We start from the raw sequence: 22,805 nt of genomic DNA on the forward strand, positions 1-22,805 counted from the left end.
TGTTGGCCCTCCCTTTTCATGTTCATTGGAGAAGCTGCGTCACAACCGCAGCTTGCTGTGCGTTCATACGCCCTAAAATATCCGCCTGCTGTTTAGGAGATAATTCCTTTAACAGGTCAGCTACCTGCGGGCTCTCTAGCTCGCCCATGATTGCTGCAGCCTGTTTGGCAGACATTTCTTCATAGACACTGGCAACATCGGATGAGGTTTCATCTTCTTTAGTCGCTGCTTCAAGCTCAGAGGTGAGACGATCTCGTTCGCGAATCAAATCGGTAATTTCTTCTTGTCTCGCTTTTACTTCGTTCGTCAATTCAACATTCTCATTCCGTAATTTTTCAATCTCACTGTTCGCCGCTTTCAAGCGATTCGTTGTTTCTGAATCGATTCCCGTCACATTGACTTGAGTCTCAGACGTTTTAGTTTCCCCCGTCTTTTCGTCATTCTTTACTTCTAGTAAGGGAACAGATAACAGTGGACGGTCCATCGCATAGTTCATGACGACGATTCCGCCAACTAAAATGAAAATCGCTGGGATGAGGACCAACGCCACAATCATTTGCTTGCCTCGTTTATTGTTCTCTTTTGCCATGCTACTTCCCTTTCCCATGATGAATCACAGCAAGTTCGTCCATCATTTGTTGCTCTGTAAGTTTTGCCACTGTCATCTCATGCAGGCTGGCTTTTTCATGTAGTGTCACATATTTCTTTTCTTCCACCACTTTGCCGAGCAATCGCTCTTGCGATACATGATAGCGATTGCGCGCTTGTTGAACGACGAGCTGTTGCGTCTCGATTTGACGTTTCACTTGTTCTCGTGTTTTTTCACGATATTGCGACATGAGGAGATCGATTCTTCCAGATTGTTCATCTTGATGTTTAATCAATGCTTCATACATTAAGAGGAGATCATATAACTTCTCCATCTCCGTTTCGAGTTTCGATTTCAACCCTCTTACTTCTAAGGCAGCATCTTCTTTCTCATGTTCAGCTATAGGCATGATTCGTTCTAATATGAGTCTATTCATGATTCACCTCGCGCGATATGTGACAAGTGGCCCATCGTCTGTTCAAATGCGGCGTCTTCCTCAATCGATTGCTTCAAGAACGTCAATAAGAATGGATACTTCTCAATTGCCGTATCGATTGCTGGATTGGTCCCTTTTTTATATGCACCGATATTAATCAAATCTTCTGCATCGATATAAGTTGCTAACCAGCTACGGAATGTTTGAGCCGCTTCCCGATGTACAGGAGACGCGATTTGATTCATGACCCGGCTAATCGACTTTAAGACATGGATCGCAGGAAACTGTCCACGGTTCGCAAGCGAACGGTCCATGACAAAGTGTCCATCTAATATCCCTCGCACCGCATCAGCGATCGGTTCATTCATATCATCCCCATCGACAAGCACCGTATAAAACGCCGTGATTGATCCGCTGGCTGCGGTACCACTCCGTTCTAGCAGTTGTGGCAACATGGCGAATACAGACGGTGTATACCCTTTAGATGTCGGTGGTTCACCGGTTGCGAGTCCAATTTCACGCTGCGCCATCGCAAAACGTGTCACCGAGTCCATCATGAGAACCACTTCTTTTCCTTGGTCGCGGAAATACTCTGCAATCGCGGTAGCCGTGTATGCACCCTTCAAGCGGACAAGCGGTGGCTGATCACTCGTCGCTACAATCACGACGGATCGAGCCATTCCTTCCGGTCCAAGCTCTTTTTCGATGAACTCTTTCACTTCTCGCCCACGTTCTCCAATGAGTGCAATGACATTAATGTCAGCAGAAGAACGTTTGGCAATCATCCCGAGCAACGTCGACTTTCCTACGCCAGACCCGGCAAATAATCCGACACGTTGACCTTTCCCGACGGTCAAAAGACCATCAATCATGCGGACACCGGTCGATAGAGCTTCTAAAATCCTCGGTCGATTCAATGGGTTCGGCGGTTTGCGTTGAACGTCGTAACGTTTTCCGGTCACGAGTTGCTCACCGGATAAGGGCCGTCCTAAACCGTCGAGTACTTGTCCGATCAGTTCTGCGCCTACAGGAACTTGAAGCATCTTCCCTGTCCCTTTTACAAGACAACCTGGTGCGATTTGGATAGTTTCACCGTATGGCATGAGAAGAACACGCTCTTCATTGAAGCCAACCACTTCTGCTTCAACCGTTTCATTTGAAGGAAGGACAATCAAACATCGTTCCCCGACAAACGCGCTCGGTCCATTTGATTCAATCATCAATCCGACGACCCGACAGACTCTGCCGATTTTACGCGTATACTCGCCATCTGCGGACTGCTTGATTGATTCGATGACCTGTTCAATAAGCGCCATCCGCTAAAACCTCCTCGATTTTGGCTTGGATGCGTTCGAAGCTGTACGATAAATCGACTTCATTTCCACGATGTGGCGATTCAATTCGAATAGCTGTTTCGTCAAGCGATCCATCTCCACGATACTTAAGAGGCGGTGTCTCGTCTGTCCGCCACATCGATTCGAATTGCTGAATCGATGCGAGTCGGGTCGGATGTACAAAGATTGTGAGTGATTCGGCGTCAATTAGGTGTGACATCTGTTCACGAATCATCGTCGCAAACAACTCTTCATCTTTTCGAACAAGATCCGTTGTCACATGAGCACTGACTGAAACGGCCAATTCAATCAGCTGTTCTTCCGCTTGCCTCCATTTTTCTTCAAACAAGAGTTCGAGCTCGGTCGAAACGGAATTTAAACGCGTCGTGATGTCTTCAAACTCCGCCAGTCCATCCTGTCTCCCTTGAAGAAGGCCAGCTTGATACCCTTCTGAACGGGCTTCTTCAAACGCTTGTTGTTTCAAACGTTCTAATTGCTCTACTTCTGTCAGTTGAAACTGTTGAAATGCTTCTTCATCCTGTTTCAGCTTCTCGTAGCGCGACTCGATGACTTGATGATGGTCGATGTGATCGGTCGGTTCAATAACGGGTGTTTCTAATCGTTTGGATTCAATCCGTTGCGGAATGTTCGACATTGCACGTTGACGTTTGATTACATTAGACAACGATGTCATCTCCTCCACCTCGGCTGATTACAATCTCGCCGACATCCTCTAGGCGGCGAATGATTCCGACGATGCGGCTCTGCGCCTCTTCCACGTCACGCAATCGCACTGGCCCCATGAATTCCATGTCTTCTTTGAACGTTTCGACCATCCGTTGTGACATGTTTTTGAAGATGATTTGTTTTACTTCTTCTGAAGACACTTTGAGTGCTAACAACAAATCATCGTTCGCCACTTCACGGATGATTCGTTGAATCGCACGAGAGTCGAGTGTGACGATATCTTCGAATACGAACATGCGTTTCTTGATTTCTTCTGCGAGCTCTGGGTCTTCGATTTCGAGCGCATCGAGAATCGTGCGTTCCGTCGTCCGGTCGACACCATTCAACACTTCGACAACCGCCTCAATACCACCCGACTGGGCATAATCTTGCATATCCGTTTGCGAGAGGTTCTTTTCAAGAATTTGTTCCACTTCATGAATAACGTCAGGATTGAGTCGATCCATCGTCGCAATCCGTTTTGCTACTTCCGATTGAATCTCAGGCGGTAGCTCCGATAATATCTGGCCTGACTTGACCGGTTCTAAATGGGCTAATATCAATGCAATCGTCTGTGGATGTTCATTTTGTATAAAGTTCAGTAACTGTTTCGGGTCTGCTTTTCGTGCAAACTCGAACGGTCGTACTTGTAAGGTCGATGTTAGACGATGAATCAATGCCATCGCTTTATCTTCACCAACGGCCTTCTCAAGGACCGTTTTCGCAAATCCGATCCCACCTTGAGTGATGTAGCTTTGTGCCATGGCGAGCTCATGGAACTCACCGAGAATGCTATCTTTTTCTTCCGGGGACACTTTTTTTAACGCTGAAATTTGAAGCGTCAGTTGTTCCATCTCTTCTTCAGAAAGATGCTTATAGACGTTCGCCGCCACTTCCGGTCCCAGGGAAATCATGAGCATCGCTGCTTTTTCGCGATTCGATTGTTTTGCATAATTCACGTTACTCACTCCTCAGACATCCAAGTACGAAGCAGTTTAGCAAACTCTTCTGGATTACTTTCAGCTAATTTTTCTAACTGTTTCTTCTTCACTGCCCCTTCACCTCGCTCCTCGAGGTCCAGGTCTGGAACTTCATCTTCATATGGGACTTCCCATTCGTTCGTCTCTTCCACGACTTCTTGCTTGCGTCTACGCATCGCGAAGAAGATGAGCGCAAGAAGAATGACCGCTCCGGCTGCTGTCGCATACATCCACCATGGTGTAGGTAGTTCCGTTGCCGCGATTTCTTCTACTTCGGCGAACGGTCTCGACACAACGACGACCTTCTGTTCGAGTTCGGCATCTGTGATGGCCACATCCGTCTTCGCTAATGAAGTTCGTATGATGGAATACATCATCGTTTCGAGATCACCTTCGAGTTGTGGATCGATACTCGTTGCACCATCTGGCGGCTCAACAATGAGTTGCACACCTAGGTCGCGAATCGTATACGGTGCATTTTGAATCTGTTTGGTGATGCGATTCACTTCATAATTGATGATTTCATGATTCTTTTCACTTTCTTCCGTTCCGTCCCCAGTAGCTGCCGGGAAGTTGATTGTGTCATTTTCACCGGTCCCTGTTGCTTCTGTCGCCGTCCCAGTTGCGCCTGTGTAAGCTTCTGCGATTCGTTCAGCTGAAGTCACAATACCTTCCATATTTTCTTCATCAACCGGCGTCACTAAATTCTGTTCTTCGGCTGTCTGTGTCGTATCGATATCAGCTGTGACAGAAACGAGTACGCTCCGTTCACCTAGTAAGACAGATAACATCTGTTGGATTTGTTGACGGACGTCTTTTTCGACTTGACGTTTTAGTGCCAATGGGTCAGATGAAGAGCCCCCTGCAATTACCGTTTGGTCGAGGTCGTAATACGTAAAGTATTGATCCATAATTGAAATATTTTCAGGTTTTAAGTTAGGAACACTCTTACTGATTAAATGATAGAGGCCTTTCACTGTATTCGGTTCCAAGCTCGTTCCTGCACCGACGTTTAATACAATTGAAGCTGTCGGTTCGCCTTGATCTTCTGCTAAAAAAACAGACTTTTCAGGAAGGGAGATGATGACTTTCGCTTGATTGATACCTTCTATTTGAGTGATAAGACGCTCTAACTCCGTCTGCATTGCACTTCGTTCGATGACAGCCATTTCACGGTCTGTCGTTCCAAAACCTGCGTTTTCACTGAAGAAGCTATAGTCAATCGATCCGGATTTTGGAATCCCGGCCGCGGCAAGGCTCACTTTTAACTGATCGACCATTTCATTTGGTACATATACGCTCACACCGTTCGAAGTCGCCTTGATTTCTGACTTCACTCCGTCCGCCGTCAACTTCTCCGTCACTTCACCTGCTTCTTGTGCAGACAAGTTCGTATAGAGAGGTGACATGTTTGGTCTCGAAAGGAAGAATGTGAGTACGAAGGCCGCGATTAGAATGACCGCAATCGAGATGCCCCATACGAGTTTTTGCTTCGTTGAAATCGCCTTCAATGAGTCGGTCATGGATTTGAATCGTTCTTTTAATTGTTCATTCATCGCAACTTGTCATCCTCTACAATTAAACTTGCATTCGCATCATTTCTTGATAGGCTTCAACAGCCTTGTTCCTCACCTCGATGGCAAGTTGCATCGCAATCGACGACTCTTCGCTTTGGATCATCACTTGATGAAGGTCAGCTTTTCCGACGGCCAAATCTTTACGGGCCTCACTTGTCGCTTGTTGTGTCTCATTCAGCGCGTTCATCGCTTCATTCAAATACGACCCAAACTGAGATGGGTTCGTTTTGTTCATTGATGGCATGACTTCCGGGCTCATCAATTGAATCGGATTAATTTGCATCCCTGATCACTCCTTATCCTTTTCCAATCTCCATCGCTTTGACGAGCATCGCCTTCGATGCGTTCATTGCAGCAATGTTCGCTTCGTAAGAGCGAGTTGCACCCATTAGGTCGACCATCTCTTTTAACAAATCAACGTTTGGCATTTGTACGTACCCACGCTCGTCCGCATCGGGATGGCTCGGATTGTAGGCCAACTTGAAAGGTGCATCGTCTTCGATGATTTGAGACACTTGCACCCCACCATTAACAGCATCCATTTGTTTTCGGAAAGGTGCTTCCTGCAACACAGTCATCTTTCTCGTATAAGGTTGCCACTCGCCATCTACGAGTTTCCCTCGTGTCGTTTGGGCATTGGCAATGTTGGCTGAGACGGTATCCATTCGTAAACGTTGAGACGTTAACGCTGATGCTGAAATATGAAAACTATCAAACATTCCCATCGATTAACGCCCTCCCCGAATAACTGATTTTAATCCTCCGAGCCTGCGATTTAATTGCTCCATCGTCGCCTCGTACTGGAGTTGGTTTCGTGCCAGTTCACTCATTTCATAATCTAAGTCGACATTGTTGCCATCACTTCTCATCGCTCCACCTGCTCGATCGACTACTTTTGATTGAGTCGAGTCACTCGGTCGACCATCTTGTAGTTTGAGACGCATCTCACTTTGAAGTGTCTGCTCAAATATCGCTTGTTTCGCTTTAAAATTTGGTGTGTCAATGTTTGAAAGGTTATGACTGATAACCTTCTGATTGAGAACTGCATGATTAACGGCTTGCTTGAGTAATTGATAGTCACTACCAATCCAATTCACGGCGTTCACTCGCTTTCGTGTGATAACTACTGAATATACCTGATTTGGAAATTCCACTATTTCATTGAAACAAATCTGTAACAGTTCTGAAAGATATTTTTTAAAACATAGGTAAATGGCTTAATGTATTTTTGTCGAATTGCCGACAAATTCTGAAAAAAATTACTTTTGCACTAAAAAAAACCGCCCTCTGCCAAGAGAAAGCGGTTTTTTAGGAATAAAGTCCCTTTTTAAAGGGTTTTCAATGTTAATTATACATCAAAAGTTGCGTTCTAGTTTGATTTTAGTTTTTGTAATTCAAACAAGAAGTTGTCATTTAATATTTTAATATACGTTCCTTTCATTCCTAAAGAACGTGACTCAATAACCCCCGCACTTTCCAATTTTCGAAGTGCGTTTACGATTACTGAGCGTGTGATTCCCACTCGGTCGGCAATTTTGGAAGCAACTAGCAGTCCTTCGTTACCACCGAGCTCCTCAAAAATATGCTCGATTGCTTCAAGTTCTGAATACGATAATGAATTGATCGCCATTTGAACGACAGCCTTCTTACGGGCTGATGTCTCTGCTTCCGCAGCTTTTTCCCGAAGGATTTCCATCCCAACAACCGTCGCGCTATATTCAGCGAGGACGAGGTCGTCTTCTGTGAATTCATTCGCCAAGCGCCCTAAGACGAGTGTACCTAGACGCTCACCACCGCCGATGATCGGAACAATCGTCGTCATCGAGTTTAGGAAGAGATCATGGTTCTCGACAGGGAATGCCGTATATTCGCTGTCGATATCGATGTTCGCTGTCGTTTCCTTGACATTGAACAAGTTTGAGGCATAAGGTTCTGGGAACTGTCGGTCCACCAAGAATGCCTTCATGCGTTCATTTTCAATTTGTTGTTTGATTGCAAAGCCGAGTAAACGTCCACGACGGCTCACGATAAACGTGTTTGATTCAAGTACTTCACGCATTTTGTCCGCCATTTCTTTAAAATCAACGTGCGCACTTGCTTCTTGTTGAAGCATCGTGTTTAATTGGCGAGTTTTGTCTAGTAAATTCATAATGTCTATTTCCTCCCTGTATGTGCATACAGAATCTTATAAAATATATTGACTCAAGTCTCGATCATCTGCGATCGAGCCCACTTTTTCTTGTACGTAAGCTGGTGTGATTTCCACGCTCGTTTGTGGCATATCCGCAGCTTCAAATGATAAATCTTCCAAGACACGCTCCATGATCGTATATAGACGGCGTGCTCCGATATCATCGGTCTCGCGGTTGACATGTGTCGCAATTTTTGCGATTTCTTCAATCGCTTCATGTGTAAACTCGACCGTGATTTCTTCAGATTCTAGCAATGCTGTATATTGTTTAATCAGCGCTTGTGATGGCTCAGTCAAAATTTTGACGAAGTCTTCCTCTGTCAAACTGTTCAATTCGACGCGAATCGGGAAACGACCTTGTAATTCTGGAATCAAGTCAGATGGCTTCGCCATATGGAAAGCACCGGCTGCGATGAAGAGCACATGGTCCGTTTTGACCGGTCCGTACTTCGTGACGACCGTAGATCCTTCGACGATCGGAAGAATATCTCGCTGTACACCTTCTCGAGAAACACCGGCGTGATCTTGTGACTTTGTTGCGATTTTATCGATTTCATCAACGAAGATGATCCCCATTTGCTCGCTTCGCTGTACCGCTTCATCGTGGACTTCGTTCAAATCAAGAAGGTTTTCTGCTTCTTCTGCTACGACAAGGGGGCGTGCCTCGCGAACTGTCAGCTTACGTTGCTTCCGTTTCTTCGGAACGATTTGTCCAAGCATATCCTGTAGATTAGACAAGCCTTCCATTCCTTGCCCTTGGAACAAGTCGACAGTCTGTTTTTCTTCAAGTTCGACTTCAATGACTCGATCTTCAAGTTCACCGAGCTCGAGCAGACGACGGAGTTGGGCCCGGTCTGTTTTAGTCGTGTCATTCGATGACTCAGGTTGTTGTGTCTGACCGCCGAACAATGCTTCAAACGGGTTTGATGCGCTCGGTGCAGCTTTCGCTTTCCCTTGAAGGGCATCTAACAATCGTTCAGTCGCCGCACGTTCAGCAGGTTCTTTTACATCTTCTTTCTTCTCTTCTTTGACGAGACGTACAGATGCCTCCACAAGGTCACGCACCATCGATTCGACATCCCGGCCGACGTAGCCGACTTCTGTAAATTTTGTCGCTTCTACTTTGACGAACGGAGCTCCGACTAGTTTAGCTAAACGGCGGGCAATCTCAGTTTTCCCGACCCCTGTCGGTCCGATCATCAAGATATTTTTAGGGGTGACTTCATCTCGAAGGTCTGAACTTAACTTTTGACGGCGATAACGATTGCGTAATGCAATCGCTACGGCCCGTTTGGCATTCTTTTGACCGATTACGAAGCGGTCTAATTCCGATACGATTTGTCTAGGTGTCAACTCTCGATTCATTCAGCAGCGCCTCCGATCGTTTCTACAATGACTTGATCATTTGTATACACACAAAGCTCACCAGCAATTTCAAGAGCGGCTCGCGCAATTTCTTCTGCGGATTTGTCAGGAGAATGACGGACGAGCGCGCGACCTGCCGCGAGCGCATAATTTCCGCCTGACCCGATCGCGAGGATCCCATCATCCGGCTCGATGACTTCTCCATTCCCAGAGACTAATAATAGATGTTCGGCGTCCATGACAATCAATAACGCTTCAAGCTGACGTAACATTTTATCTCCGCGCCATTCTTTCGCAAGTTCGACCGCGGCACGCGGCAAGTTACCGTTATACATTTCAAGTTTCGATTCAAACTTCTCAAACAATGTGAAAGCATCGGCTACGCTACCTGCAAAACCGGCAACGACTTTCCCGCCGTACAGGCGTCTCACTTTCTTCGCCTTGGTTTTCATGATGACGGCATTCCCAAACGTAACTTGGCCATCTCCACTCATCGCACATTGGCCATTGTGTCGAACTGCAAAAATCGTCGTTGCATGAAACATATCGTAACCTCCTACTTTCTTGGATGTGTCGCTTGATAAATCGAACGTAGTCGTTCAGTCGATACGTGGGTATAGCGCCCGGTCGTTGACAGTGACTCATGTCCGAGCAACTCTTGCACAGCGCGCAAGTCCGCTCCACGCTCTAACAAGTCCGTTGCGAAACTATGACGTAACGAATGCGGGGTGAGCGGCTTATGTACCCCACTCTCTTTTCTCAAACGCTTCATAACATACCGAATTTGGTCTGTTGTCATTCGATTCCCTCTTTGACTCAAAAATAATGCATTTTCCGAAGGAGGAACGACTTCTACGCGTATTTCGATGTAATGTCGTAACGCTTCTACAGCATATTGTCCGACCGGGACATACCGTTCTTTTTTCCCTTTTCCTAACACGTGTACGAATGACAATACTTCATCAAAGGACGAGAGGTTCATCCCACAAAGCTCAGCAACACGAATCCCCGTCCCATATAGAACTTCGAGAATGGCTACGTCTCTCGCTTTTAAAAACGGATCGTCCTGCTTTAACGCAGCCTCTAGCAGTAGCTCGACTTCAGTCGGGACAGCGAAGGTCGGTAATGACTGTCTTTTTTTCGGTGAAGTGAGATCGTGAAACAGCGGTTCTCCCCCGTACTCCCTTGCCATATACTTCCCGAATTGTTTGAGGCAAGACACTTTTTGGGACACCGTGGACGCGGCCAACTGTTTCTCGTAAAGGACATATAAATAACGCCGCGCCGTCTGTGCATCATAAGGGTCTTGATGCGCTGATTGGCAATATGCGGCGTACTGTTCGAGCGTTTGCTCGTAAGAGCGTTTCGTATGAGGAGACAGTCGACGTTCAATTTGGCAATAGCGTAAAAATGATTGTCGATCCTCTAAGAATCCCATTTTATCGCCTCCTCGATGACACGTAAAAACGCATGTTCTCGTCAAATCGAAATTAGCATAGCATACAGAATGTACGGTGACAATAGATAGTCGTTCAATAATCTGAAAATTTTCAAAGTATGAAACAAAATACACAATTGAAATTTTACTTCAAAACAAAAGAGCCAAAAATTGGCTCTCTTTTTCAAAGGTTTTTAAATTGTTGAATCGTATCTAAAGCTCGATTGGCATAACGTTCGTACCGTTCTTGCTTTTTCATTTTCTTCGGAGTGTCTTCGAGTGAAGGGACTAATCCGAAATTCGCATTCATCGGTTGGAAGTGTTTCCCGTCAGCTGTGGTGATATAATGCGCCATCGAACCAAGCATCGTCTCTCTTGGTAAAACGACAAGTTCTTCACCCGCAATCATCTTCGCTGCATTAATTCCAGCTAAAAGTCCAGATGCCGCTGATTCTACGTATCCTTCAACACCCGTCATCTGACCGGCAAAGAAGAGTGTATCACGCGTGCGTGCCTGATACGTCGGCTTGAGCAGGCTCGGTGAATTGATGAATGTATTTCGGTGCATGACACCGTAACGGACGATATCTGCATTTTCAAGCCCAGGGATCAGTCGAATGATTCGCTTTTGTTCGCCCCACTTCAGATGCGTCTGGAAGCCAACTAAATTATAAAGCGTCCCTGCTGAGTTGTCTTGGCGAAGTTGCACGACCGCATACGGACGTTTGCCCGTCTTCGGATCTTCTAATCCGACCGGCTTCATCGGTCCGAATAGAAGTGTCTTCTTCCCACGCTCCGCCATGACTTCAAACGGCATACATCCTTCGAAGTAAATTTCTTTTTCGAACTCTTTGAGCGGGACGACTTCCGCTTTGACCAGTTCTTCATAAAACACATCAAACTCTTCTTCTGTCATCGGACAGTTCAAGTAAGCAGCTTCACCTTTGTCGTAACGCGACTTCAAATATACTTTTTCGCGATCGATTGTATCGCCATCTAAAATTGGGGCAGCCGCATCATAGAAGTAGAGATAATCTTCACCTGTAAACGCTTTGAGTGACGCAGAAAGATCAGGAGACGTCAATGGGCCTGTCGCTACAATGACAATGCCTTCTGGAATTTCTTTTAACTCTTCAGTATGCACTGTGACGTTCTCATGATTTTTTAGTTTCTCGGTGATGAATCCGGCAAACTCATGACGATCGACAGCGAGGGCGCCACCAGCTGGCACGCTTGCCGTGTCTGCCGCTTTCAAGATGAGTGAATCAAGCGTCCGCATCTCTTCTTTCAAGACACCGACCGCGTTTTGAAGACCGTTCGCACGGAGCGAGTTCGAACAAACGAGCTCTGCGAATTGATCTGTGTGGTGAGCCGGTGTTTGGCGTACCGGTCTCATTTCATACAAATCGACTTGAATGCCGCGTTTGGCGAGTTGCCATGCCGCTTCGGAACCGGCCAAACCAGCCCCGATTACAGTTACACGTTGTTGCAACATTAATCCTCCTCTTGCTGATGTACCTCGGTATGGGTACAGTTCGTACATTGATATTTCAGACCGTCTTTAATTTTCTTCTCGACCATCAAGCTGTCGCACACTGGACACGGTTTCGCAACCGGTTTGTCCCATGAAACGAACTCACATTCCGGATAATTCGAGCACCCATAGAAAAGACGACCTTTTTTACTGCGTCGTTCCACGATTTGCCCATCCTTACAATTTGGACAAGGAACCCCGATTTCGACTTGTACCGGTTTCGTGTTAGTGCAGTTCGGGAAATTCGAACAAGCCATAAATTTACCGTATCGTCCCATTTTGATGACCATCGGCGAACCACAGACTTCACAGTCGATTCCCGCAGGCTCATCTTTTACTTCGATTTTTTCAATTTCTTCTTCGGCACGCTTCAAGCGCTTCTCGAATGATCGATAAATCGGTGCGACGACCTCGGTCCACTCGACTTCCTTATGCTCGATTGAGTCAAGGAGTGTCTCCATATCGGCCGTGAACTGAACAGTAATAAAGTCATTGAAATACTCATCAATCATTTCAATCACGAGTTCTCCAAGTTCAGTCGGAACAAACTTCTTCTCTTCTAAAACGACGTAACCTCGTCGTTGAATCGTGTCGAGTGTCGGTGCATAAGTCGACGGTCGACCGATACCGAGTTCTTCCATCGCCCGAACGAGGCGCGCCTCTGTATAACGTGGTGGCGGTTGCGTGAAGTGTTGCTTCGGTTCGATCGTTTCGAAACTAACCGTATCCTCCACTTCAAGAGGAGGTAGTAGCCCTTCCTTCTCTTGATTCGTATCCACGATATCATCATCTTTCGATTCAATATACACTTTCATGAAACCTGGGAATTTAACGGTCGATCCATTGGCACGGAAAATCATGCCGTTCGACTCGACATCGATTTTAACTGTGTCTAATACTGCTGGTGCCATTTGGCTTGCAATTAAACGCTCCCAAATCAATTTATATAGTCTCAACTGGTCGCGTGACAGATAAGGCTTCAAGGAAGCCGGGTCACGTAGCGCTGAAGTCGGACGAATGGCTTCGTGGGCATCTTGTGCGTTTGCTGCTTTCTTTTCCTTTTGTTTCTGCAGAGCTACATATTCCTCGCCGAATGTCGATTCAATGTATTCTTTTGCCTCTGTCTTCGCCAAATCAGAGATCCGTGTCGAATCTGTACGCATGTACGTGATCAGACCGACCGTGCCCTCTTTCTTACCAAGATCGATTCCTTCATATAATTGTTGGGCGAGCATCATTGTTTTCTTCGCACGGAAATTCAATTTACGCGCCGCATCCTGTTGCAACGAACTCGTCGTAAACGGTAGCGAAGCGTTTCGCTTTCGTTCTTTCTTCGTTACGTCAATGACTTTAAACGTGTCATCGATGGTATCAAGAACTGATTGAGCGTCCTCTTCCGACTTCAATTCCATCTTCTTCCCATCTTTTCCGTAAAATGAAGTCTCGAACATTTCCCCATCATGATTCAAATCAAGCTTGATTGTCCAATACTCTTCCGGGTCGAACGCATTGATTTCGCGTTCACGGTCGATGATCATCTTTACAGCAACCGATTGGACTCGTCCAGCAGATAGTCCTTTTTTTACTTTCTTCCATAATAAAGGACTCATCCCATAACCGACGAGACGGTCTAGAATACGCCGGGCTTGCTGCGCATCGACGAGGTCATGATTAATTTTACGTGGGTGTTTAAACGATTCTTTAATCGCATCTTTTGTGATCTCGTTAAAGACGACGCGACATTCAGTCGTCTCATCGACACCGAGCGCGCGAGCCAAATGCCAGGCAATCGCTTCCCCTTCTCTATCGGGGTCGGCCGCGAGAAAGATTTTCGTGGCTTTTTTAGCCGCCGTCTTCAATTCTTTCAATACCGGCCCTTTACCACGGATGGTAATATACTTCGGTTCAAAGTCGTGTTCCACGTCTACACCGAGTTGACTTTTCGGTAAATCGATGACGTGTCCCATCGAAGCTTTGACCATATAATTCGGACCTAAATAACGTTTAATAGTTTTTGCTTTCGCAGGTGATTCGACGATCACCAAATATTTTGCCATACATCTGCTCCCCTTTTAGAGGTCATTTAAATCCCTACCATAATATTCATGTTCTCACCGGTTTGTCAACGTACAATCTTGAGATCTTGAATAATTTGATCAGAATTCGTCAATGGAATCGCACCTTCTTCAATCAATCGATTCGGTCCTTCAGCAAGTGGATCGAGTGGTGAACCTGGTACCGCGAATACCGTCTTTCCTTGCTCTAAGGCGTGTCCGACCGTATTCATGGTTCCGCTCTTTCTCCTTGCTTGTAAGACGACGAGTGTATCACCGAGACCACTCACCAATCGATTTCTTTCCAAAAATTGAAATTTTTGAATCGGGGTGTCGGGCGTGTACTCACTCAACAAAATTCCATTCAGAGGAAGTCGTAGAAGCATGTTCCGGTTCGCTGCTGGATAGAGGTTTTTTAACCCCGCTCCGAGCACCGCCACGGTCGGACGATTTTTATTTAAGGCAAGCTCGTGGACAAGGCCATCAATGCCAAGCGCTCCGCCTGAAACCGAAACAGTTTCTTCTATTAAAGAGTGATAATGATTCACGAGCGATTGACTGATTCGATTCAACTCACGACTTCCGACCATCGCAGTCGTTCTTTCTTGTAGTACCTCTAAATCTCCATCGTAAAACAAGCAATATGGTGGGTTGGGGATGTCGAGTAACCGTTTTGGAAACAGCTCATCTTCCCACGTGACGAACTGAGTATAGGACTCAGACGCGTGCAACGCCCGTTCAGCCCGCTTCCAAACGTGTGTAGAGATTTGAGTGCGATGTGCTTCTAGCGTCCCGTTCAAATAATGATGCACAAATTCAACCGGAATTCGTGCAGCGGCAAACCGAGCTATTGTTTGATTCATCACAAACTCTCCTTTAAAAAAATGAGGGATGCAAGCATCCCTCAAGACTCTTATGTCGTCGGTTGACCCGTGACACACGCTTCGTATAAACCTTCATTTTTCAAGACACGAATCAATGTTTCACCGATGACAGCTGGCGTTTCAGCTACTTCGATCCCATTTGCGTTCAATGTCTTAATTTTCTCTGCAGCCGTCCCTTTGCCGCCTGAGATAATCGCGCCGGCATGTCCCATGCGCTTGCCTTCAGGTGCCGTTTGGCCACCGATGAACCCGATGACTGGTTTCGTCATGTTCGCTTTCACCCATTCAGCAGCCTCTTCTTCAGCTGTTCCACCGATCTCCCCGATCATAATGACAGCTTTCGTGTCTTCATCTTCGTTGAACGCTTTGAGCGTATCAATGAAGTTCGTTCCGTTGACTGGGTCTCCCCCGATTCCAACAGCCGTTGATTGACCGATTCCCGCAGTCGTCAACTGATGTACCGCCTCATACGTGAGCGTCCCAGAACGTGAGACGATTCCGACATGCCCTTTCGTATGAATATAGCCAGGCATGATGCCAAGTTTTGCTTCTCCTGGTGTGATGATTCCAGGACAGTTCGGTCCAATCAAGCGCGCCGGTTTGTCCTCGAGATAGCGTTTCACTTGAATCATGTCTACAACAGGGATTCCCTCTGTGATACAGATGATCAATTCGATGCCGCTGTCCGCAGCTTCCATAATCGAGTCCGCTGCGAAAGCTGGTGGAACATAGATGATGGATGCATTGGCACCTGTCGCTTCTACCGCTTCAGACACCGTGTTGAAGACTGGCACGTTGTCGAGAACCGTCGTGCCACCTTTACCAGGTGTGACACCACCGACTAATTTCGTGTTATATGCAAGCATCTGTTCGCCGTGGAACAGACCTTGTTTCCCTGTAATCCCTTGAATGATTACTTTCGTATCTTTATTCGCCCAAATACTCATGTCGTTTCCCCCTTATCGAACAAGTGCTGCGATTTTTTCCGCACCATCAGCCATCGAGTTGGCTGTCGTGATCGCAAGTCCAGATTCATCGAGAATGCGTTTCCCGGCATCAACGTTCGTTCCTTCTAAGCGAACGACGAGTGGCAAGTCGAGTCCGATTTCTTTCGTCGCTGCGACAATCCCCTCTGCGATGATGTCACACTTCATGATTCCACCAAAAATGTTAACGAAGATTCCTTTGACCTGGTCGTCTGACAAAATCAATTTGAATGCTTCTGTTACCTTTTCTTTCGTCGCGCCGCCGCCTACATCGAGGAAGTTAGCGGGTTCGGCGCCGTAATGTTTGATGATATCCATCGTTGCCATCGCAAGGCCGGCACCGTTGACGAGACAGCCGATGTTCCCGTCAAGTGCGATATAGCTGAGGTCATGTTTAGACGCTTCCACTTCACGCGGGTCTTCTTCTGTCGTGTCACGGAGCGAAAGGATCTCCGAGTGACGATAGAGTGCGTTGCTATCGAAGTTCAATTTTGCATCGAGCGCGATGACGTTGCCGTCTTTCGTCGTAACGAGCGGGTTAATTTCTGCAATCGTGCAATCTGTCTCGACGTACACTTTGTACAACTTCATGACCATGTCACTGAACTTGTTGACGAGTTTCGTCGGGACTTCCATCTTGAATGCGAGACGACGAGCTTGGAATGGACGTAAGCCCACGACTGGGTCGACGATCTCTTTATGAATCTTCTCCGGTGTATGTTCAGCGACTTCTTCGATGTCCATACCACCTTCAGATGAACCCATGATGACAATTCGGCCGATCGAACGGTCAAGCACGAGTCCTAAGTAAAATTCTTGGTCAATCGCAGAACCTTCTTCGATATAGAGACGCTGGACAACTTTTCCTTCCGGACCAGTTTGGTGTGTCACGAGCGTTTTCCCGAGAATCTCTGAAGCGTATTGCTTCACTTCCTCATCTGTCTTCGCAAGTTTGACGCCGCCAGCTTTACCGCGGCCACCTGCGTGAATTTGTGCTTTTACAACTTTCACTTCACCATCAAGCTTCGCAGCTGCTGCTACAGCTTCTTCAACCGTAAAGGCTGGATAACCCGTCGGAACGGCTACCCCAAACTCTTTTAGCAATTCTTTTGCCTGATACTCATGGATATTCATATGTTTTCCCCCTTAGTCCCCTTTAATATCGGCACGTCTATTGTAACGAAAAACTGAAAGCGCTGTCTATCGTTCTTGCTTTAAGTTTTCATCTTTTTTTCACATATATCCCTAGACAAATCAAATTTTATCCTGTTCCATCTGATAAAGAAACACAAAAAGTTCGGCAATGACTTGATAGACGTCCTCCGGAATCTGATCTTCGATATTCAAAGCAGAGAGTAAGGAAAGCAGTGCTGGGTCTTCATGAACAGGTATTCCGTTTTCGAGTGCAATCTCAAGCATGCGTTCGGCTACAATTCCCGTTCCTTTGGCGACGACATGTGGCGCATCCATCGACTGCTCATAGGAGAGCGCCATCGCTTTCTTCTGGTCTTTCATACTTGGAGGTCCACCTTTCCAAGCGGCGCGAACGTAGCAGGAACATGTTCTCGTTTCGCTTCATACGAAAAAGAAGATAGTTCGAACGAAACGCGATTCAAGCTCTCTTTCAAGAGCGGTTCATATGCGCTAACATATTGACTTAAATCGTGTCGCTCATTGAACACTCGAACAGACACGTATCGCTTTTGAATCAACACATCGATTCCCGTTTCGCCAAACTTTGGCGTCTCAAGAAACAACACGATCCTTGCATGATCAGAGTCAATTACATCCCGCTTCGGTGCCTCTAACCGAAATTGGACGTTTTCAAACGGACCTAATTGCGGTATGTGAAATGCTTGAGCGACGAATGGTGGATGTTGGGCTGCGTTGAACGCCTCCTGTGCTCTCACGAACTGCTCAAACTTTGGCTCGCCTTTCGCTTTGAACAGTTCTCCGACGAGTGTCTTCACATCATTGCCGGATCCGCTCTCTAGCATTGTTTTTCCCGCGTTTTTGAGTGATTCCGGCGTCTGCATCGGCTCCCGCATGAATCGCGCCAGTTGCTCCCCTAGCACTTGTAGCGGGGACTTAGCAGTCATGAGTGACTCTGTCGCTTGGGTAACCACTTTCAAGACAAGCTTTGGTTCGACGTCCGTGACGACCATCTTATACGTCACATTCTCCTTGACGTTCGCATTGACTCCGACTCGGAACATGCCTTGCGGTAGTTGCATAACCGCCTCGTTGCCGGGTAACAATTGCAACACCTTTCCGACCACTGTATTGCCTAGCAAAAGCGGTCGCGATGTCTGTTCGGTCACTTTGAACGGTAATACTCCTTGGTGATCGATACGCAACGCGATCACTCCTTTCACATATGCTTGATAGGGGCAAACGTACGACGATGAATTGGCGTCACCCCGAGGCGCCTCAACCCTTCTATATGTGCCTCGGTCCCGTATCCTACGTTCTTGTCAAATCCGTATCCAGGATATGTAAGGTCGTATTCTTCCATCATCCGGTCCCGAACGACTTTGGCGACGACACTTGCCGCGGCAATCGAGACACTGAGCGAGTCCCCTTTGATTAGAGATTGTTGTGGAATATCGAGGTCAAGCTTCATCGCGTCAATCAATAAGGCATCGGCGTCTCCGACTTGACTGATGGCCTCCATCATTGCAAGTTTTGTCGCTTCATATATGTTGATATCATCAATTGTCCCCGACTCGACGGTTCCGACACCAACTTCTGCAACTTCCATGATTTGATTGTAAGCCGCATCTCGTGCCGTTTTCGTCATTTTTTTAGAATCATTCAACCCCGCAACGTAAAATCCTTCAGGTAATAAAACGGCAGCCGCCACGACTGGTCCTGCGAGTGGACCGCGACCGACCTCATCCACGCCGACAATCCGTTCATATCCTGCACGTGTTAACTCGCGCTCATATGTCAAGCGTCGTTCGAAATCGGACCGTAACATCCGCTCCCGTTCAAATTGCAGCTCCTTCTGCCGAATCAACGTCTGCACACCCACCCGTGGGTCTTGTGATAAAGTTGACTTCATTTGTATCCACTCTTCATATCGGATATCTTGAAGCTGTTGTTTAATCTGTTGAATCGTCACAATCTTTCTCCTCCTACTCAAAAAAGCCCTGTTTTCACAGAGCTTCAAATCATTTCATGGTCGGCCGGTGTCTCGAGAGAGACCCGTCCGATTTTTTCATGTCGAAGTTCATTCAAAAGTAGTTCGCTCGTTTTTTCAAAATCGACGTATCCACCACTGAGTAAACCACGTTTCTTCCCAATCGTCTCGAGAAGTTCCACCGCATCATCAGGTAACGTCTCGATTTTGAATCGTTCCTTTAATTGCTCCGGGTAACGCGCCTGCAATTCTCGGACGGTGTACAGGGCGATGTCGTCCAAGTTGAGAATCTCATCTTTGATGGCGCCTGTTGCGGCCAAGCGATAACCAACTTGTTGGTCCTCAAATTTCGGCCAGAGAATACCTGGCGTGTCCAAGAGTTCCATCTCGCCGCCTTTCATCTTGATCCACTGTTGACGCTTCGTCACACCCGGACGGTCGCCCGTGATGGCGATGTTTCGTCCTGCGAGACGGTTGATGAGTGTTGACTTCCCGACGTTTGGGATACCGATAATGAGTGCACGAATCGGTCCAGGGTTACGCCCTTTTTCACGCATGCGGTCATGTTTTTCTTTCATCAACTTTTGAGCACCCGTGATGAGTTGTTTCAAGCCTTTACTATGCTTTGCATCGACGGCGACGACCTCGACGTCATCGCGCTTCAAGGCGCGGAGCCAAGCGTCGGTGACGACGGGATCCGCCATGTCTGACTTGTTCAAGACGATAAGACGGGGTTTGCCCGCCGTAATCTCATCGACCATCGGGTTACGGCTCGATTGCGGCACACGCGCATCTACGAGCTCGATGACGACATCAATCAGTTTTAACTTTTCAGTAACTTGTCTTCTTGCTTTGGCCATGTGGCCAGGAAACCATTGAATTGCCAAAAAAGCACCACCTTAATCTTCTATCGTGCCAACATCATCGAGCGGCCAGAAGATGAAGTTTGTCTTGCCGACAATCTCCTCTTTCGACACAAACCCAATCTCACGGCTGTCTTTCGAATTTTGACGATTGTCTCCCATGACGAAATACGAATCCTCAGGAACGACCGACTCACCCGTCACTTGTTCAAGTGTAAAGTTCTCCGTCAGCGGAAACCCGTTCATCTGTGCACGGAACTCATCTAAATACGGCTCTTCAACCGCTTCATCATTAATATAGAGCACGTCATCTCGATATTCGAGCGTGTCGCCTGGAATAGCGATGACACGTTTAATATAATCTTTTGATTCTGTCGCATGGAATACGACGATATCGCCTCGGTCTAGCTCTCCAACATAGTTCGAAATTTTACTGACGATCATTCGATCCGCATTGTGGAGCGTCGGCATCATCGACTCTCCTTCAACGATGACAGGAACGAAGATGAACGTCCGGATAACGAACGCGATGACAAGAGCGACGACGATGGCTTTTAGCCAACTAAACACTTCTTTCAACTTCACTCACTCCTCTATCCATTTGAACTTATTGTACTAGAAAAAAATAAGCTTGTCGCAAGCGACAAGCTCAATTCCCATCTTAACGACGGATTTCTTTAATACGTGCTGCTTTACCGCGAAGGTTACGGAGGTAGTAAAGTTTCGCACGGCGAACTTTACCGTAGCGTACAACTTCGATTTGCGCAACGCGTGGTGAGTGAAGCGGGAATGCACGCTCAACACCTACACCGTAAGAAATCTTACGGACTGTGAATGTTTCGCTGATGCCGCCACCTTTACGCTTAATGACTACGCCTTCGAAGATCTGGATACGCTCGCGCGTTCCCTCTACAACTTTAACGTGGACACGTACTGTGTCACCAGGACGGAAAGCAGGTACGTCCGATTTGAATTGTTCTTCTGTGATTTCACGGAACAGTTTTTGTGTGTTCATGAATCATATCTCCTTTTTCTTCAATGTTCATATCTTCATATGCCCAAGCATCCAACAGCGGAACATCGGTAATCGGTGGGTTTAACCCACATGCTCAAACATAGCATATATTTCTCAATCGCGCAACGATTGCAGAAACTTTTTATCATGTTCCGTCAACTCGGCATGTTCGAGCAAATCCGGCCGTTTTCGATAGGTCCGCTCGAGCGATTGTTCCCGCCGCCATTCCTCGATTCGGGCATGGTTCCCCGATAGGAGGACGTCCGGTACTTTCAACCCACGAAATTCAGCCGGTCGTGTATAGTGCGGATACTCAAGAAGTCCGGTCGAGAAAGAATCATCTTCATGGCTCGCCTGATCGCCGAGGACGTCCGGAAGTAGTCGCACGGTCGCATCGATCATCACCATCGTCGCAAGCTCTCCACCAGTCAGAACAAAGTCCCCAATCGACACCTCATCGGTCGCCAGTTCATCATGGATGCGCTGGTCAAACCCTTCATAATGCCCGCATAAAAAGATCAGATGTTCTTCCTTTGCCCATTCCTCTGCCATCTGTTGATTGAACGGTTTTCCAGTTGGGGTCGTGAGGATGATTCGAGGCTTTCGTGCCTCGAGAGAGTCAAACGCATCAAAGATTGGTTGTGGCGTGAGTAACATGCCCGCCCCGCCGCCATACGGATAATCATCGACTTTATGATGCTTGTTCGTTGAAAAGTCCCGAAAGTTGACGAAGGTCATGTCCACCTGCCCGAGCGCTTTCGCCCGGCCAACGATGGAATGATCGAGCGCCTGAAACATGTCCGGGAACAACGTCAACACATCAATCTTCATCGTCAATCATTCCAGGAATCGGTGTGATGACAACTCGCTTCGTTTCCAAGTCGATTTCTTTAACGACCGATTCGATATAGGGGATGAGAGCATCCGACTTACCTGGGCGCTTGATCACCCACACATCGTTCGCACCGTTCGTTTCAAAGATGTCATCGACGACACCGATGACAATCCCGTCCACGATGGCCTTACAACCAATGATTTCATGATAATAAAATTCATGTTCATCCAACTCGTGGACGTGTTCGGCATGAACATAAAGCTTCAACCCTTTATATTTTTCTACGAGGTTGATATTCTCAAGTCCTTTGAACGTGACAAGATGAAACTGCTTATGCGGACGATATGTCGTGATTGTCATTTCTTGTTTCGTTCCGTTCACATCAAGAAACAGCGTGTTTCCTTTTTTAAAACGTTCTTCCGGAAAGTCTGTTGCCGCCAAAATCTTCACTTCGCCTTTAAGTCCATGCGTATTGGCGATTTTTCCAACATATAACCAATCCATCTCATTTCCCTCCTCAACAAAATAGGCCGACCTCAGAAAAGGTCGGCCACATCATTACTTCGCGTTTTTCGCGTTGTGGAATTTCTCCATGATCCCTGCTTTAGAGAACAAGTTACGTACTGTGTCAGATGGCTTCGCGCCGTCTGCCAACCATTTGAGCGCGAGTTCTTCGTTGATGCGAACTTCTGCTTCTGGTTTTGCAACCGGGTTGTAGTGACCAACTTGCTCGATGAAGCGACCGTCACGTGGTGAACGTGAGTCTGCTACAACGATACGGTAGAAAGGTGATTTTTTTGCGCCCATGCGCTTAAGACGAATTTTAACTGCCATGGTAATATACCTCCATCATGTG

General features: G+C 46.9%; 27 protein-coding genes. All 27 read right to left on the bottom strand.

Translation table 11 applies throughout. From position 1 onward, the window contains the following. Positions 1–22 precede the first annotated feature (22 nt). The 27 genes from P400_RS0110975 to rpsP all read right to left on the bottom strand — a co-directional run bounded on the left by P400_RS0110975 (position 23) and on the right by rpsP (position 22,783). On the bottom strand, positions 23–589 hold the full coding sequence (locus P400_RS0110975) for a MotE family protein (RefSeq protein ID WP_026826246.1): 567 nt from the start codon (positions 587–589) through the stop codon (positions 23–25). Between the two features lies 1 nt (position 590). Continuing rightward, positions 591–1,025: a flagellar FliJ family protein gene (locus P400_RS0110980; protein ID WP_026826247.1), complete on the bottom strand. Its 435-nt coding sequence runs from the start codon at positions 1,023–1,025 to the stop codon at positions 591–593. Beyond that, the gene (fliI, locus tag P400_RS0110985) at positions 1,022–2,341 is read right to left on the bottom strand and encodes a flagellar protein export ATPase FliI (RefSeq protein ID WP_026826248.1); all 1,320 of its coding nucleotides are present in this window, start codon (positions 2,339–2,341) and stop codon (positions 1,022–1,024) included. Before fliI ends, P400_RS0110980 begins: the two co-directional genes overlap by 4 nt. Then, positions 2,328–3,053, bottom strand: a complete 726-nt coding sequence (locus P400_RS0110990) for a FliH/SctL family protein (protein ID WP_026826249.1) — start codon at positions 3,051–3,053, stop codon at positions 2,328–2,330. Before P400_RS0110990 ends, fliI begins: the two co-directional genes overlap by 14 nt. After that, the gene (gene fliG / locus P400_RS0110995; RefSeq protein ID WP_026826250.1) at positions 3,037–4,044 is read right to left on the bottom strand and encodes a flagellar motor switch protein FliG; all 1,008 of its coding nucleotides are present in this window, start codon (positions 4,042–4,044) and stop codon (positions 3,037–3,039) included. The genes P400_RS0110990 and fliG overlap by 17 nt, the downstream gene beginning before the upstream one ends. Positions 4,045–4,049: 5 nt before the next feature. Continuing rightward, complete coding sequence (gene fliF, locus P400_RS0111000) at positions 4,050–5,621, bottom strand: flagellar basal-body MS-ring/collar protein FliF (RefSeq protein WP_026826251.1); 1,572 nt, start codon at positions 5,619–5,621, stop codon at positions 4,050–4,052. 22 nt (positions 5,622–5,643) lie between these two features. After that, a complete protein-coding gene (gene fliE / locus P400_RS0111005) occupies positions 5,644–5,925 on the bottom strand; it encodes a flagellar hook-basal body complex protein FliE (protein WP_026826252.1) in 282 nt (93 codons plus the stop codon). Positions 5,926–5,938: 13 nt separating this feature from the next. After that, positions 5,939–6,367 (bottom strand): flagellar basal body rod protein FlgC, encoded by a 429-nt coding sequence (gene flgC, locus P400_RS0111010; RefSeq protein ID WP_026826253.1) that lies wholly within the window; start codon positions 6,365–6,367, stop codon positions 5,939–5,941. A gap of 3 nt (positions 6,368–6,370) precedes the next feature. After that, positions 6,371–6,739: a flagellar basal body rod protein FlgB gene (gene flgB, locus P400_RS0111015; RefSeq protein ID WP_026826254.1), complete on the bottom strand. Its 369-nt coding sequence runs from the start codon at positions 6,737–6,739 to the stop codon at positions 6,371–6,373. Between the two features lie 272 nt (positions 6,740–7,011). After that, positions 7,012–7,791 carry a GTP-sensing pleiotropic transcriptional regulator CodY gene (gene codY / locus P400_RS0111020; protein ID WP_026826255.1) on the bottom strand — a complete coding sequence of 260 codons (780 nt, stop codon included), beginning with the start codon at positions 7,789–7,791 and terminating at the stop codon, positions 7,012–7,014. A gap of 36 nt (positions 7,792–7,827) precedes the next feature. Then, the gene (gene hslU / locus P400_RS0111025) at positions 7,828–9,198 is read right to left on the bottom strand and encodes an ATP-dependent protease ATPase subunit HslU (RefSeq protein ID WP_026826256.1); all 1,371 of its coding nucleotides are present in this window, start codon (positions 9,196–9,198) and stop codon (positions 7,828–7,830) included. Beyond that, positions 9,195–9,743 carry an ATP-dependent protease subunit HslV gene (hslV, locus tag P400_RS0111030; protein WP_026826257.1) on the bottom strand — a complete coding sequence of 183 codons (549 nt, stop codon included), beginning with the start codon at positions 9,741–9,743 and terminating at the stop codon, positions 9,195–9,197. The genes hslU and hslV overlap by 4 nt, the downstream gene beginning before the upstream one ends. An 11-nt stretch (positions 9,744–9,754) precedes the next feature. Beyond that, a complete protein-coding gene (locus P400_RS0111035; protein ID WP_026826258.1) occupies positions 9,755–10,636 on the bottom strand; it encodes a tyrosine recombinase XerC in 882 nt (293 codons plus the stop codon). A 184-nt stretch (positions 10,637–10,820) separates the two neighbouring features. Further along, positions 10,821–12,131, bottom strand: coding sequence for an FADH(2)-oxidizing methylenetetrahydrofolate--tRNA-(uracil(54)-C(5))-methyltransferase TrmFO (trmFO, locus tag P400_RS0111040; RefSeq protein ID WP_026826259.1), 1,311 nt, complete (start codon positions 12,129–12,131; stop codon positions 10,821–10,823). Beyond that, positions 12,131–14,227 carry a type I DNA topoisomerase gene (gene topA / locus P400_RS0111045; RefSeq protein WP_026826260.1) on the bottom strand — a complete coding sequence of 699 codons (2,097 nt, stop codon included), beginning with the start codon at positions 14,225–14,227 and terminating at the stop codon, positions 12,131–12,133. Before topA ends, trmFO begins: the two co-directional genes overlap by 1 nt. A 65-nt stretch (positions 14,228–14,292) precedes the next feature. Next, entirely contained in the window at positions 14,293–15,087 is a 795-nt protein-coding gene (gene dprA, locus P400_RS0111050) for a DNA-processing protein DprA (RefSeq protein WP_026826261.1), read from the bottom strand. A 50-nt stretch (positions 15,088–15,137) separates the two neighbouring features. Next, positions 15,138–16,055: a succinate--CoA ligase subunit alpha gene (gene sucD, locus P400_RS0111055; RefSeq protein ID WP_026826262.1), complete on the bottom strand. Its 918-nt coding sequence runs from the start codon at positions 16,053–16,055 to the stop codon at positions 15,138–15,140. A 12-nt stretch (positions 16,056–16,067) separates the two neighbouring features. Then, positions 16,068–17,228: an ADP-forming succinate--CoA ligase subunit beta gene (sucC, locus tag P400_RS0111060; protein WP_026826263.1), complete on the bottom strand. Its 1,161-nt coding sequence runs from the start codon at positions 17,226–17,228 to the stop codon at positions 16,068–16,070. A gap of 120 nt (positions 17,229–17,348) precedes the next feature. Beyond that, entirely contained in the window at positions 17,349–17,609 is a 261-nt protein-coding gene (locus P400_RS0111065; protein ID WP_026826264.1) for an EscU/YscU/HrcU family type III secretion system export apparatus switch protein, read from the bottom strand. Beyond that, a complete protein-coding gene (locus P400_RS0111070) occupies positions 17,606–18,451 on the bottom strand; it encodes a hypothetical protein (RefSeq protein ID WP_026826265.1) in 846 nt (281 codons plus the stop codon). The genes P400_RS0111065 and P400_RS0111070 overlap by 4 nt, the downstream gene beginning before the upstream one ends. Positions 18,452–18,465: 14 nt before the next feature. Then, a complete protein-coding gene (locus P400_RS0111075; RefSeq protein WP_200868283.1) occupies positions 18,466–19,218 on the bottom strand; it encodes a ribonuclease HII in 753 nt (250 codons plus the stop codon). A gap of 44 nt (positions 19,219–19,262) precedes the next feature. Beyond that, positions 19,263–20,123: a ribosome biogenesis GTPase YlqF gene (gene ylqF / locus P400_RS0111080; RefSeq protein WP_026826267.1), complete on the bottom strand. Its 861-nt coding sequence runs from the start codon at positions 20,121–20,123 to the stop codon at positions 19,263–19,265. A gap of 12 nt (positions 20,124–20,135) precedes the next feature. Next, a complete protein-coding gene (lepB, locus tag P400_RS0111085; RefSeq protein WP_026826268.1) occupies positions 20,136–20,678 on the bottom strand; it encodes a signal peptidase I in 543 nt (180 codons plus the stop codon). Between the two features lie 82 nt (positions 20,679–20,760). After that, positions 20,761–21,114, bottom strand: coding sequence for a 50S ribosomal protein L19 (gene rplS, locus P400_RS0111090; RefSeq protein WP_015881369.1), 354 nt, complete (start codon positions 21,112–21,114; stop codon positions 20,761–20,763). Positions 21,115–21,228: 114 nt separating this feature from the next. After that, entirely contained in the window at positions 21,229–21,945 is a 717-nt protein-coding gene (trmD, locus tag P400_RS0111095; protein WP_026826269.1) for a tRNA (guanosine(37)-N1)-methyltransferase TrmD, read from the bottom strand. Continuing rightward, positions 21,935–22,453: a ribosome maturation factor RimM gene (gene rimM / locus P400_RS0111100; protein ID WP_026826270.1), complete on the bottom strand. Its 519-nt coding sequence runs from the start codon at positions 22,451–22,453 to the stop codon at positions 21,935–21,937. Before rimM ends, trmD begins: the two co-directional genes overlap by 11 nt. Before the next feature lie 54 nt (positions 22,454–22,507). Continuing rightward, the gene (rpsP, locus tag P400_RS0111105) at positions 22,508–22,783 is read right to left on the bottom strand and encodes a 30S ribosomal protein S16 (protein WP_015881366.1); all 276 of its coding nucleotides are present in this window, start codon (positions 22,781–22,783) and stop codon (positions 22,508–22,510) included. Between the last annotated feature and the right edge of the window lie 22 nt (positions 22,784–22,805).

Origin of the sequence: Exiguobacterium marinum DSM 16307 (genome assembly GCF_000620845.1) — a bacterium.
In the GTDB taxonomy this organism is placed as follows: domain Bacteria; phylum Bacillota; class Bacilli; order Exiguobacteriales; family Exiguobacteriaceae; genus Exiguobacterium; species Exiguobacterium marinum.

Bases quoted from the DNA above. Each gene is read 5' to 3' on its own strand.
- P400_RS0110975 (WP_026826246.1), bottom strand. From the start codon at position 589: ATGGCAAAAGAGAACAATAAACGAGGCAAGCAAATGATTGTGGCGTTG.
- P400_RS0110980 (WP_026826247.1), bottom strand. From the start codon at position 1,025: ATGAATAGACTCATATTAGAACGAATCATGCCTATAGCTGAACATGAG.
- fliI (WP_026826248.1), bottom strand. From the start codon at position 2,341: ATGGCGCTTATTGAACAGGTCATCGAATCAATCAAGCAGTCCGCAGAT.
- P400_RS0110990 (WP_026826249.1), bottom strand. From the start codon at position 3,053: ATGACATCGTTGTCTAATGTAATCAAACGTCAACGTGCAATGTCGAAC.
- fliF (WP_026826251.1), bottom strand. From the start codon at position 5,621: ATGAATGAACAATTAAAAGAACGATTCAAATCCATGACCGACTCATTG.
- fliE (WP_026826252.1), bottom strand. From the start codon at position 5,925: ATGCAAATTAATCCGATTCAATTGATGAGCCCGGAAGTCATGCCATCA.
- flgC (WP_026826253.1), bottom strand. From the start codon at position 6,367: ATGGGAATGTTTGATAGTTTTCATATTTCAGCATCAGCGTTAACGTCT.
- codY (WP_026826255.1), bottom strand. From the start codon at position 7,791: ATGAATTTACTAGACAAAACTCGCCAATTAAACACGATGCTTCAACAA.
- hslU (WP_026826256.1), bottom strand. From the start codon at position 9,198: ATGAATCGAGAGTTGACACCTAGACAAATCGTATCGGAATTAGACCGC.
- hslV (WP_026826257.1), bottom strand. From the start codon at position 9,743: ATGTTTCATGCAACGACGATTTTTGCAGTTCGACACAATGGCCAATGT.
- P400_RS0111035 (WP_026826258.1), bottom strand. From the start codon at position 10,636: ATGGGATTCTTAGAGGATCGACAATCATTTTTACGCTATTGCCAAATT.
- trmFO (WP_026826259.1), bottom strand. From the start codon at position 12,131: ATGTTGCAACAACGTGTAACTGTAATCGGGGCTGGTTTGGCCGGTTCC.
- topA (WP_026826260.1), bottom strand. From the start codon at position 14,227: ATGGCAAAATATTTGGTGATCGTCGAATCACCTGCGAAAGCAAAAACT.
- dprA (WP_026826261.1), bottom strand. From the start codon at position 15,087: ATGAATCAAACAATAGCTCGGTTTGCCGCTGCACGAATTCCGGTTGAA.
- sucD (WP_026826262.1), bottom strand. From the start codon at position 16,055: ATGAGTATTTGGGCGAATAAAGATACGAAAGTAATCATTCAAGGGATT.
- sucC (WP_026826263.1), bottom strand. From the start codon at position 17,228: ATGAATATCCATGAGTATCAGGCAAAAGAATTGCTAAAAGAGTTTGGG.
- P400_RS0111065 (WP_026826264.1), bottom strand. From the start codon at position 17,609: ATGAAAGACCAGAAGAAAGCGATGGCGCTCTCCTATGAGCAGTCGATG.
- rplS (WP_015881369.1), bottom strand. From the start codon at position 21,114: ATGAACACACAAAAACTGTTCCGTGAAATCACAGAAGAACAATTCAAA.
- trmD (WP_026826269.1), bottom strand. From the start codon at position 21,945: ATGAAGATTGATGTGTTGACGTTGTTCCCGGACATGTTTCAGGCGCTC.
- rimM (WP_026826270.1), bottom strand. From the start codon at position 22,453: ATGGATTGGTTATATGTTGGAAAAATCGCCAATACGCATGGACTTAAA.
- rpsP (WP_015881366.1), bottom strand. From the start codon at position 22,783: ATGGCAGTTAAAATTCGTCTTAAGCGCATGGGCGCAAAAAAATCACCT.